The organism is Lactobacillus sp. MRS-253-APC-2B, from assembly GCF_012843675.1.
Classification (GTDB): Bacteria; Bacillota; Bacilli; order Lactobacillales; family Lactobacillaceae; genus Limosilactobacillus; species Limosilactobacillus pulli.
Genome location: NZ_JABAFO010000003.1, coordinates 65009 through 77469, shown reverse-complemented (window position 1 = coordinate 77469; position 12461 = coordinate 65009). Strand labels below are relative to the sequence as shown.

At 47.1% G+C, this 12461-nt stretch carries 9 protein-coding genes; 3 read left to right on the top strand and 6 right to left on the bottom strand.

Annotation, left to right across the window (positions count from 1 at the left end; all coding sequences use genetic code 11):
* Positions 1-31: 31 nt before the first annotated feature.
* Positions 32-1309 carry a cation:dicarboxylase symporter family transporter gene (locus tag HF864_RS02905; RefSeq protein WP_169461615.1) on the bottom strand — a complete coding sequence of 426 codons (1278 nt, stop codon included), beginning with the start codon at positions 1307-1309 and terminating at the stop codon, positions 32-34.
* A gap of 597 nt (positions 1310-1906) precedes the next feature.
* On the opposite strand from HF864_RS02905, the gene HF864_RS02900 reads away from it, so the two are divergent.
* Positions 1907-3865 (top strand): glycoside-pentoside-hexuronide (GPH):cation symporter, encoded by a 1959-nt coding sequence (locus HF864_RS02900; protein ID WP_169461614.1) that lies wholly within the window; start codon positions 1907-1909, stop codon positions 3863-3865.
* Between the two features lie 99 nt (positions 3866-3964).
* Positions 3965-6178: an alpha-galactosidase gene (locus tag HF864_RS02895; protein ID WP_169461613.1), complete on the top strand. Its 2214-nt coding sequence runs from the start codon at positions 3965-3967 to the stop codon at positions 6176-6178.
* Between the two features lie 60 nt (positions 6179-6238).
* Here HF864_RS02895 and msrB read toward each other — a convergent pair whose 3' ends face one another.
* The 5 genes from msrB to HF864_RS02870 all read right to left on the bottom strand — a co-directional run bounded on the left by msrB (position 6239) and on the right by HF864_RS02870 (position 11282).
* Positions 6239-6664: a peptide-methionine (R)-S-oxide reductase MsrB gene (msrB, locus tag HF864_RS02890; RefSeq protein WP_169461612.1), complete on the bottom strand. Its 426-nt coding sequence runs from the start codon at positions 6662-6664 to the stop codon at positions 6239-6241.
* Positions 6665-6821: 157 nt separating this feature from the next.
* Positions 6822-7424, bottom strand: a complete 603-nt coding sequence (locus HF864_RS02885; RefSeq protein ID WP_169461611.1) for a nitroreductase family protein — start codon at positions 7422-7424, stop codon at positions 6822-6824.
* A gap of 179 nt (positions 7425-7603) precedes the next feature.
* Positions 7604-8590, bottom strand: a complete 987-nt coding sequence (locus HF864_RS02880) for a LacI family DNA-binding transcriptional regulator (protein ID WP_169461610.1) — start codon at positions 8588-8590, stop codon at positions 7604-7606.
* Between the two features lie 31 nt (positions 8591-8621).
* On the bottom strand, positions 8622-10076 hold the full coding sequence (locus HF864_RS02875) for a UDP-glucose--hexose-1-phosphate uridylyltransferase (protein WP_169461609.1): 1455 nt from the start codon (positions 10074-10076) through the stop codon (positions 8622-8624).
* A 36-nt stretch (positions 10077-10112) separates the two neighbouring features.
* Positions 10113-11282 (bottom strand): galactokinase, encoded by a 1170-nt coding sequence (locus HF864_RS02870; protein ID WP_169461608.1) that lies wholly within the window; start codon positions 11280-11282, stop codon positions 10113-10115.
* Between the two features lie 207 nt (positions 11283-11489).
* Between HF864_RS02870 and HF864_RS02865 the strand changes: the two genes are divergently transcribed.
* On the top strand, positions 11490-12458 hold the full coding sequence (locus HF864_RS02865; protein WP_169461607.1) for an SGNH/GDSL hydrolase family protein: 969 nt from the start codon (positions 11490-11492) through the stop codon (positions 12456-12458).
* Positions 12459-12461 lie beyond the last annotated feature (3 nt).

Genomic DNA, 12461 nt, shown 5'->3' with positions numbered 1-12461 from the left:
CATCGCTGAGATTTATAGCGATGCTTTATTTTTAACCTTGGTAGTTATCCAGATATTGATTGTATTTTTCGTGATCCAATGATTTTTCGGATTGACCGATAACCAGCGTAGCAATCGTGTTGCCGACCACGTTGACAGCCGTCCGTCCCATATCAACGAATCGATCGATACCGGCAATAAACGTCAATCCGGCAACTGGCACACCAATTGTTGATACCGAAGCCAACAAGACAACAAATGATGCCCCTGGCACCCCGGCCATCCCCTTAGAGGTAATCATCAAGACAACCAGCAGCGTAATCTGGTGGGCAATCGTCAAATGAATGCCATAAGCCTGAGCCAAAAACAGTGCGGCCAGTGCTTGATAGATTGCCGAACCATCCAGGTTGAACGTGTAGCCGGTTGGAATAACGAATGAGGCAATCCCTTTGTCGACCCCCATCTTTTGGGTCTTAGCCATCAGCCGTGGCAGCGTAGCCTCTGAGCTGGCCGTTGAAAAGGCAATTGCGATTTCTTCCATAACAACGTGCATCGTCTTCCAGTAGCGCAGATGGAAAATCTTGGCCACGATACCCAAAACGACAACCACGAAGATAACCATCGTTGCATAGGCAATTACAACAAACAATCCTAATGGCAGCAGCGCCTTGAGACCCATTTCGGCAATCGTCATCCCGATCAGCCCAAAGACCCCAATTGGCGAGAACTTCATTACCCAGTTGGTAACTTTGAACATCGTTTCGGAAACGGCATTCATAAAGTCGATGATGATCTTGCCGCTTTCGCCCAGTGAGGCCACGCCCAAACCAAAGAAGACCGAGAAAAAGATTACTGGCAGCATGTCACCGTCTGCAATCGACTTAAAGATGTTGGTTGGCACGATTGAGATCAAAAGGTCCCAGATGCCACTATGCTTGGATGCCGATTTGGCAGTCGTCAGATACTGTGAAATATCCGAGGCATGTAGATCGTGAATGTTGATGTAGGTACCAGGATGCAAGACGTTGCCGACGATCATCCCCAGCAAAAGCGCGATTGTCGTTAAAACTTCAAAGTAGATCAGCGTTTTAACCCCAATCCGGCCTAGTTTCTTAATGTCACCAATATTGGCAATCCCGACCGTTAAACATGAGATCACAATCGGCATTACGATCATCTGAATCAGCCGTAGAAAAATCGTACCCAGGCTCTGCATTACCTTGATGGCACCAGTATTTTGGTAGGTCATAGCCCCAACGATAATCCCCAAGACGAGTCCGATCATAATCTGCCAGCCCAGTGACAGTCGAGCAAAGCGATAACGTTTCATGCGATATTCCATCCTTCCGTTAATTTGGATTGCAATAACGATGCATTAATAAGTTCATGTTCAAATAACCGACCGCCAAAAATCATTTCCAATTAAAGGGTCTCACCGGGATCATTCCCGATCAGACCCGCTTATCTTGAATTTATTGTTCAAACTATTGCGGCTGCAAGATGCCAAAAGCTCTTGTTTTCGTATCGTTATTTCACTCACAAATTAAGTTCATCTATATCCGAAAGCTTATTTTACACTGTTATTTATAAAAAGTGAACAATTATTTTTGGATTTAGTTTATTCGTTCGGTAACAACGTATATAGAGTCCGTATTTTGCGTTTATTGTAAACGATTTCGCAAGGGTGTTTTTGATTGATTTCCGAAAATTAGTACCACTAACAATTGATAAGGTTCGCCAATTTTTTTATCATTTTTTATCTGTGCTACAAAGACCGTTATGTCGCGTTGGAAACGTTTTGATCATTTTTTAACAAGTCTTTTTAACTAAATTTTTTACTATTTTTTATTGATTTAATTCTTGAAAGCGCTTAATATAATTCCAGAGAGTTTTAAGTAAATGTCTTTTCAAGGAGGAAGGCTAGATTATGAATGAGGCGAGTTCCAAATCACAATCGATGGCTTCTCGAGTAGCATATTCATTTGGTGCTTTCGGGCACGATATGTTCTACGGGATGCTGTCAACGTACTTTATGATGTTTGTTACCGGTCACCTGTTCAACAGCAACAGCGGTGGCCAAGCAGCTCACATGGTTTCTTTCATTACGATTACCATCATGGTGCTGCGGATCGTTGAATTGGTAATTGACCCATTTATCGGTAACGTTATCGATAAGACCGATACTAAATGGGGTCACTTTAAGCCATGGGTTGTTGCCGGTGGTATCGTTTCTGCCGTTGCAATTTCCCTGCTGTTCACTAATCTGTGGGGTCTGACCTACAAGAATCCAGTTTTGTACCTCGTCGTATTTGCAATTTTATATATTACGATGGATATCTTCTATTCCTTTAACGACGTGGCTTTCTGGTCAATGATCCCTGCCATCTCATTTGACTCGGCAGAACGTGAAAAGACGGCTACCTTTGCCCGGGTTGGCTCCACGCTTGGTGGTCAGCTGGTCGGCGTGGTCGTTATGCCAATCGTTTTGGCATTCTCGCTCTCCTCAAATGGTGGTTCCGGTGACAGCCGCGGTTGGTTTGCCTTTGCCGCAATCGTTGCCGCGATTTCCGCAATCACGGCCTGCGGAGTTGGTGTTTTCACGCACGAAAAGAAGAACGAACTGCGTGAAAACAAGGAAAACACGACTTTCAAGAAGGTCTTTGGGGTTCTGCTCCACAACGACCAATTAATGGCAATTGCTGTTACCTACCTGGTTTACACGACTGGGGTTCAAATCGTTAATTCCTTCCAACTGTACTACTTCACCTATATTCTGGGTCGGGCAAGCACCTACACGCTGTATGCACTAATCAACGGCGTTATTGGTGCCGTTACGGTTGCTCTGTTCCCTGCTCTGGCTAAGAAGTTCAGTCGGATGAAGGTCTTCTATTACTCAATCCTGGTTCTGTTGATTGGTTTGGCAATCTTTGCCTTTGCCGGTCAATCTCTGCCAATGGTTATTCTTGGTGGTGCCATTTACATGCTGCCACAGCCACTGATCTTCATGGTTGTTTTGATGATCATCACTGACTCGGTTGAATACGGTCAATTGAAGCTTGGTCACCGTGACGAAGCCGTTACGCTTTCCGTTCGTCCACTGCTGGACAAGTTCGGTGGTGCCGTTGCCGGCGGTGTCGTTGGGATGACAGCTACGGCTGCTGGCATGATCTCTGGTGCTACGGCATCCGACATTACGGCTCACGGTGCGGGAATCTTCAAGCTTATGATGTTCGCCGTTCCTGCAATTCTGATTCTTTTAGGTGTCCTGTGCTTCAAGAGCAAGGTTAAGCTGGATGAGAAGATGCACGCTCAAATCGTTGACGAACTGGAACAATCTTGGCACCAACACCTGGAAGGCAATGACAGCGTTCGGGAAGAACTGGCTGAAGATGCCAACCTGGCTGAAGATCTGGTCATCGACTTCAAGGCACCAGTCAGCGGTACTTTGATGCCACTGTCTCAGGTAGGCTCTAAGCCATTTGCTGATGGCACGATGGGGCTTGGTATTGCCATCAAGCCATCTGATGGGCAAGTCTTTGCACCATTCTCAGGAACTGTGGTTGCAGACTTCCCGACTACTCGTCACGCAATCGGTCTGGAAACCAACAATGGCGTTCCGGTTCTGATTCACGTCGGTGTTGATACGGTGCAGATGCGTGGGACTGGATTTATCAACTATGTCGTCAAAGGCCAGCACGTTGCAGCCGGCGAAAAGCTGATGGAATTCTGGGCACCGGCAATCAAGAAGGCTGGTCATGACGATACGGTTATGATTGCCTTTACCAAGTCCGAAAAGGCACCTAAGTATACTTTGACCTACGTCAAGAAAGATGGCGAAGTCAAGGTTGGCGACACCATTATGCAAATCGAAGTCAAAAAAGACTAATTAGACTAATTGAATGATCAAAAAGTCGGTTGGCCTTAAAAAAGCTCGACTGCAGCAGTCGGGCTTTTTGTTTGTCATTTATTCATGGAGGAATTTAATATGAGTATCCAAGTTAATGCCAACAATCAACTGTTTCACCTGCAGACCAAGCACACCAGCTATGTCTTCCACGTTATCGAGGATGGGTCACTGGGACAGCTCTACTATGGTCCAAAGATCCCCTTCAAAGACGACTATGCCAATCTCAACACGCGTGAAGAACACGACTGTACCAACACGCGTACCGATGAAGACGTTGAGTTTCAAGCTGAGCTGCTAAAGCAGGAATACGCTGGATTGGGCAAGGGCGACTACCGCTATCCTGCTTTTCAGATCACGTATCCAAACGGCTCACGGACCTCGGAATTCCAATACCGCGACTATGAAATCAAAGACGGCAAGGAACGCCTTGAAAAGCTGCCTTCAACGTTTGCCGATGACAGCAATGATTCACAAACGCTGACCGTTAAATTAATGGATGGCGACCTGGAACTGCAGTTGCACTATACCGTTTTTGCCGATGAAGACGTGATCGTGCGCAGTGCAACGTTTGTCAACCACGGTAAGACCGTCTTTTTGAACCGTGCCTTGAGTGCGCAATTGGATCTGCCAGATGCAGACTACGACTTTATCCAATTTGCCGGCTCCTGGTCGCGTGAACGGCATCTGCATCGCAGCCATCTGCGACCAGGTACGCAAAGCATTTCGAGTCTGCGGACGGCTTCCAGTCATCAGGAAAATCCATTCTTTATGCTGGCCCGGCCACACACTGACAATAACCAAGGGGCTGTTTTTGGCTTTAACTTTGTCTACTCAGGCAACTTTTTGGATTCGGTCGAAGTTGACCAATTTGATACCACGCGCGTTTTGATCGGTATCAACCCTGATGAATTTGGCTGGAAGCTCGCTGAAGGTCAGTCGTTCCAAACGCCAGAGGCTATTCTCAGCTATACTGACAACGGCTTTAACGCGCTCTCTCAGCAATTGGGTGTCTTTTATGCTCAACACTTGATCAACCCGCACTTTGCCCATCAAGAACGGCCAATTTTAATCAACAACTGGGAAGCCACGTTCATGGACTTTACGGAAGACAAGCTGATGCCAATCGTTGAACGGGCCAAGGAATTAGGCATCGAAATGTTTGTACTTGACGATGGCTGGTTTGGTCACCGTGACAACGATCGCTCTAGCTTGGGTGATTGGTTCGTAGACGAAAAGAAATTCAACAACGGCATTGCCGGCTTTGCCAAACGCGTCCATGATCTGGACATGAAGTTTGGGCTGTGGTTTGAACCAGAAATGATCTCAATCGACAGCAAGCTTTATGAAACGCACCCTGAATGGATGATCAAGACGCCAGGTCGCGGCCAGACGCCGGCTCGTCATCAATTCGTCTTGGATATGAGCCGCAAGGAAGTCGTTGACTACTTGTTTGAATTGATGAGCCACATCATTCAAGATGCCAAGCTGGATTACATCAAGTGGGACATGAACCGTAACATCACCGAAATGTATGGTGCCGACCTGCCTTTCGATCAGCAATTGGAATTCTCGCACCGCTATATTCTGGGTGTCTATGACCTCTATGACCGCCTGACCAAAGCCTTTCCGAACGTCTTGTTTGAATCGTGTGCATCTGGTGGTGGCCGCTTTGACCTCGGGATGATGTACTATGCGCCACAAGCCTGGTGCAGCGATGACACTGACGCCGTTGAGCGCATCAAGATTCAAGACGGTACCTCTTATGGCTACACGCCTTCAATGTGGGGTGCCCACGTTTCAGCTGTACCAAATGATCAGGTTGGCCGGTTGACCTCAATTGATATGCGCGCTAAAGTCGCCTACTTCGGTGCCTTTGGCTATGAGCTGGACGTCACTAAGCTTAGTGATGAGGAACAGGCCGAAATCAAGCAGCAGGTCGCCTTTTACAAGAAGTATCGCAAGCTCTTCCAGTTTGGAACGTTCTATCGTCTAGAAACGCCAGACACCAACGAAAACGTCTATGGCTGGGAAACCGTCAGCCCTGATCAGAAAACGGCCATTGGCATGCGCTATCAGATTCTAAACGGAGCCAACCCTGCCTACATCCGCTATTACTTTAAAGGCTTGGATCCAGAACGTCGCTACACGGTCAATGATGGCCAGGAAGTCTTCTCCGGTGCCGAATTGATGAATGCCGGCTATTTCGTACCACGTGTCATGAGCCGTCTGCAATCGCCAAAAGCACCATCTGATTTCCACGCTGATATGTTTATCGTCAAAGCCGTTGACTAATAGCATCAACAATAAATAAACCGTACTGACAGCTGCCGGTACGGTTTTTATTTATGTATGTTACTTATCATCTGCTTCAAATAGGCTGCGATACTCACCATAGCCGGCTTCTTTTAACTGGTCATACGGAATAAAGCGCAAAGCCGCCGAATTAATGCAGTAGCGCAGCCCACCTTGATCCAGTGGTCCATCACAAAAAACGTGCCCCAGATGCGAATCAGCCTGCAGACTGCGTACTTCGGTTCTTTCCATGCCAAATGACTGATCGCGTTTTTCTTTCAGCTTGGTGATTGGTCTGGTAAACGCCGGCCAGCCACAACCTGAATCGAACTTATCCAATGAAGAAAACAGCGGCTCGCCACTAACAACGTCAACATAGATGCCTTTTTCAAAAAAGTGATCATATTTACCAGTAAACGGTGGTTCAGTAGCGGCCTCTTGCGTGACGCGATACTGCATTTCAGTCAGCTTGTTTTTGTCAGTCATCTCAATTCCTCATTTCGTACTTGCCAAACGATTGATTGCTTGTCATTCAGCATTTTGATTTTGGTCATTGTATCATTTGGCATCGGATTAGCGTAAAAATATGCCTACTACTAAAAAAGCGACCTGAATTTTTCAGATCGCTCTATTATTAAGCTTATTAAGCGCCAAATACCTTAAACCGCTTTTCAGCAGGCATGACGTCTTTTTCGCCGGCTGGTGCGTCAACCGATCCAAATGGCATCTCTGCCCGCAGCTGCCAAGTCTCTGGAATATCAAACGCCTTGGCAATCGCTTCATCAATCAGCGGGTTATAGTGCTGCAGCGATGCGCCTAGGCCTTGAACAGACAGGGCTTCCCAAACTGCCTGTTGAGCGCCGCCAAGTGCCTGCTCAGCCCAGCCGGCAAAGTTAGCCGCATATGAAGGAAAATCATTTTCCAGTTGCTTGACGGTTGCCGTTTCGGTAAAGTAAAGGATGGTCCCGAACGCTTTAAAACTGTTGACCTTAGCTTCCGTCTTGGCAAACGCAGCATCGTCTTTGACTACCTTGCGCAATTCAGCCAAAACAATGTCCCAGACCTTATCGGAATCTTCGCCAAACGTGATTACAGCCCGGACCGTCTGACTGTTAAAAGCAGATGGCGACTGTTCGATGGCTTCTTCAATCAGATTAACCAGCATCTGTTTGTCTTCCTTGACGTTTTTGCCCAGGTTGTAGATAGAACGGCGCTTAGCCTGCAGTTTAGTAAATTCGTTGGTCATATTATCACCTCATGATTGATTGTCTGTTGTGTATGTTTTCTATACTTTAACCGATTACTTACTTTTTGTAAATGAATTTATTACAAAATTTAAAATCTTTTACAAAATAAAAACTCTCGCCGGCTTAATGCCAAGCGAGAGTCTGCAATTATTTTTGTGTGTAACTTAGGATTTTTGGATCAATTTTCAGTACTCTGCCGTAAAATCAGCTTGGTACCGACTACTACCCGCTGCGGAGCCAGATCCGGGTTCTGCAAGCGGCGTCCCAACAGCTCGATTCCCATTGCCGCCATTTGATCGGTTGGCACGTGAATCGAAGTCAAGGTTGGATAGGTGTAATGAGTAATTGACGTATCATCAAAACTGACCAGCGCCATTTCTTTTGGTACGTCGATCTGCTTTTCGTGTAAGGCACGCAAAGCACCAACGGCCATTGCATCATTGGCAATCAAAACGGCTTGGGGACGATCCTTGAGCTGCAAAAGGCGCTGCATCTGATCAAAACCGCTCTTTTCTGAGTAGTCGCCCATCATAAACCATTCTGAATGATAAAGGTCACGTATTTTTAAAGCCTTGGTAAACGTTTCACGCCGCGAATCACTGACCGGCTTTTGGTCGGTCGTTTTTTCCTGACCTGCAATCATGCCAATCTTAACATACTTTTCGGCGAGAAAATCAGCTGCCTGCTTGATGCCGCCATCAAAATCCGGCAAGACCGAATCACAGCCATTAGCCAGCGCATCATAGTCAATCACCACGATCGGCTTGTTGAAGCGCTGCAGCTGATCAATCTGTTTTTGACTGTACTTACCGATTGCAACGATCCCACTGACGTCATTTGGAATCTGCTCCATGTGCGTATCAAAAACGGTAGCCGTTGTGTAGCCGACCTGCTGGGCCTCTTTTTCAACACCCAGTCGGATATTCATGTAGTAAAGGTCATCCAGCTCCCGAGCCGGTGAATACCACTGAATCACAGCAATTTTATGACCGGTGGCGGCACTGCGGCGATGTTTTTTAGTATAGGACAGCTCTTCGGCAATCGTCAGAATCTTGCGCCGTGTTTCTTCACCAACCGACAGCTGTGGGTCATTGTTCAAAACCCGCGATACCGTCGCCAGTGAAACCCCCGCACGATCTGCAATGTCCTTTAGCGTTACTGCCATTCAAAACCATCCTTTCCTTGGTCAAAATTGGTTACAGTTGTTCAACGAACCGCTGCCAGCCAGCTTGACCCTGGGCATCGCGTTTGAAGACGCCGGCATCTGCCAAGACATCGCCAAAGACTTGAGCAACTTCTTGTTCCAAAATCTCTTCAACGTTGTCAGCATTAATGTCATCATGCCGTGCCTGAACTTCTTTAGCCCATGGCAGATGGCTGTCGGCAATCTTGTTTGGTTCATTGAGCCAGTACTTCTTGACTTCTTCTAATTCACTCTTCAAACGAGCTGGCAGGATGGCTCGGCCCATGACTTCGATCAGACCGATATTTTCCTTTTTGATGTGCCAGAGCTTTTCATGTGGGTGGAAGATGCCCAGTGGGTACTCTTTACTAGTATTATTGTCTCGCAAAACCAAGTCAAGAACAAATTCTTCACCATTGCGGTGCATGATCGGCGTTACGGTGTGGTGCCGCGTTTCACCATCAAAGGCTTTCAATGAAAGTTCTGGATCGTCATAGTGATCCCAGACATCAATGATATGCGTCCCCAGTTGAATCAAAGCCTGGTCGTTGGTACTGGTCAAACGCAGATCACTCATTGGCCAGTCAACGATGCCGGCTTTAACGTCCGGGTAGTCTTTAAAATTCAGTTCTTGTTTGATTGGGGCCTTCATCATTGGGAAGGTGTGTCGGCCACCTTGATAGTGCTCATGGGCCAGCATGGAACCGCCAACGATTGGCAGATCGGCGTTGCTGCCGACAAAGTAGTGTGGCAGCTGTTTTTCGATTTCAATCAAATTGATCAAGGTCTGCTGGTTGATCTCCATTGGTTCATGCTTGGCATCCAAGAAAATGCAGTGTTCATGGAAGTAGGCATATGGCGAGTACTGGAAGCCCCATTGCTTACCGCCAATCGTCATCCGAATAATCCGGTGGTTGCTGCGGGCTGCATGTCCCAGACGTCCCAAGTATCCTTCATTTTCCATGCAGAGTGCACATTGCGGATACTTCTTTTGCGTATCATGAGCAGCGGCAGCGATCGCCTTAGGGTCTTTTTCTGGCTTGGAAAGGTTGATTGTAATCTCCAGTTCATTACCATCATTGACCTTTTTGGTAAACTCAATATTTTTCTTGATTGCGGATACCTTTACGTAGTCATTGCTGGTACACAGATCGTAAAACCAGTCCGTCGCTTTTTCTGGCGTTTGTTCATGCTTTTGCCAGAATGTATCATTGACCCGCGATGGCGTTGGCGTCAGCAGATCGTATAATTGATCGTTTAAGATCTCACGTGCTGTTTGACCGTCTTCAATCTTGCCACGCTTAACCGCCAATTCAACCAGTTGACTGGCCAGTGGCGTATCTGATTGGGCCTCGACATCTTCATCGCCAACCAGCGCCCGAATCTTGTTCATCACATAGATCTTGTCCATTGGCTGAAAAGCACCGCTGGCAATTGCCTTTTCTGCAAATCCTTCAATGAGTTCCATGTTGCAAACCTCTTTCTCAAAAACTGAACCGCAATGCTAAATCTTGTGAGGACCATCAACGATCTCGGCGTCATAGAAGCTGGCGTCGTAGCCGATCGTTTCGCGGTAAACCTTGCCGACGTTTTCTTTGAAGGCAGCGGATTGGTCCTTCTTTACGATGGCAATGGCACTGCCGGCAAAACCACCGCCGACCATCCGCGCACCCAGACAGCCAGGCTGTTCCCAAGCCGTTTCAGCCAACGTGTCCAGTTCCTTGCCAGTTACTTCGTAGTCAAAGTGCAGTGAGACGTGCGAAGCGTTGATCAAACGACCCAGCTTTTCAAGATCGCCCGCCTTCATAGCTTCGATTGCCCGCAGCGTCCGCTGGTTTTCAGCAACCGCATGACGTGCCCGACGGATCAAGACGTCATCGTTGATCAGGTAGGAGTACTCATCAAACGTATTTTCGTCCAGTTCACCGAGCTTCTTAATGTTCAGTTTTTGGTTCAAGCGCTTAACGGCTTCTTCACATTGTTCAACGCGTTCGTTGTACTTGGAGCCAGCCAGAGAGTGCTTCTTGTTGGTACTCATGATGACGATTTCGTAGTCGCCCAGCTTCAATGGCAGGTACTGGTATTCCAAAGTGCTGCAGTCAAGGAAAATGGCATTGTCTTTTTTACCCATCCCAACGGCAAATTGGTCCATGATCCCTGAGTTTAAGCCAACAAAATCGTTTTCCGTCTTTTGACCCAACTTAACCAGTGAGATTTCGTCAATGTCCAGATCAAATTCATCTTTTAACAGATTACCCATCAAAAGCTCAATGGAAGCTGATGAAGAAAGACCGGCACCATATGGCAGGTTGCCGTGGACCAGCAGGTTAAAGCCGTGGTCGATCTTGTAGCCGGCTTGCTTTAAGTAGACCAGCATCCCCTTAAAGTAGTTCGTCCAGGTCTTACCGTCTTCGGTTTCCGGCTTTTCATCGTTGATGCTGAACTCTACGACTGAGCTGCCTTCCATATTGGCTGAGTAGAGCTGAACCTTGTCATCATCACGTGGACCGTAGACGCCAAACGTTCCCAGGCTGATAGCACATGGGAAGACGTGACCACCATTGTAGTCCGTGTGTTCACCGATCACGTTGATTCGACCTGGTGAGAAGAAAACGTCCTTAGCTTCACCCTTAAAAACATCTTGGTATTCTTTCAGTAATTCTTGCTTATCCATCTCTAGCTACCTCCATAAACGGTTAGTAAACTTTTACTAAATATTAGCTTACGCTTAACCTGTCGTTTTGTCAATAAGCGCTTACATTATTATTTTTAAGGCGTTTGTGGACTTTTTAACAATCCTTATTTAACAACCGTTTGCGCCGTTTTTCATGTTAAAATAAATTTTACTTAACAACCTTGCAAGCCACGGAAAGGACTCATCATGACAAAACTTCTCCCCGATCAGTTAAAAAAACAAACTCGCCTGCTGGGACGCTGGGCCATTCGCCAATTGAACGGCAGATCTGTTCTCTATACCACCAACCTCGGCAGTTTGATTAAGTTCCACGTTCAAAACAGTCCTAAATTAAAAATCAACGTCTTGAACAACGGCAACCCGCAGCTGCCGCCACAATCCTGGGCCGTACGCGTTAATCGTGGTCCTTGGCAGCGCTGGTCAGTACAGGAGTCGTCATTTGAACTAAAACTGCCTAACCAGGCTGATATTGAGATCATGACCGCCGGCAACACCGATCTTGATGACGTTTGGCTTGGCAATCAAGGTCTGGCATTGGCTGAAATTGAGTTTGCCGATCACGCCACAATTACGCCAGCCAAGCCGCTAAAACGCATCGCAATTATTGGCGACTCAATTACAGCCGGCTGCTGGGTCAATGGACGCCGCCCTAGTACCGACTATCGTCCCGAAAGCTGCTACGTTGGTCTAATCAGCGATGAGTTGAATCTCGACGTTGATCGAATTGCTTATTCGGCAGGCGGCGTCTTAAGATCTGCCGTTGGCAACGTACCACCTGCCGCACAGTTTTTTGCTCACATCGATGCCAAGACGACCTGGCAGCCCGATGTTCTGCCCGAGCTGGTCTTGATCAATCTAGGCGTTAATGATCGACGCTTTTCTAATGTGCGATTTCAGGCCGCCTATCGTGATTTTGTCAAACAGGTTCAACATGCCTATCCTGGCGTGCCGATCGCGCTGATGGTTCCATTTGCCCAGACCTATGCCGATATTATTGAAGAAACCGCACTTGAATGTCATACTATGTTCATTCCTACCAAAAACTGGTGCCAGTCGTTTACTGATGGCCTGCATCCCGATCAAAAAGGCTCCATGCAGATTGCCCAGCATCTGGTACCCGTTTTGGCTGAGCTTTTAAATCAAATCAAGGGGTGATTT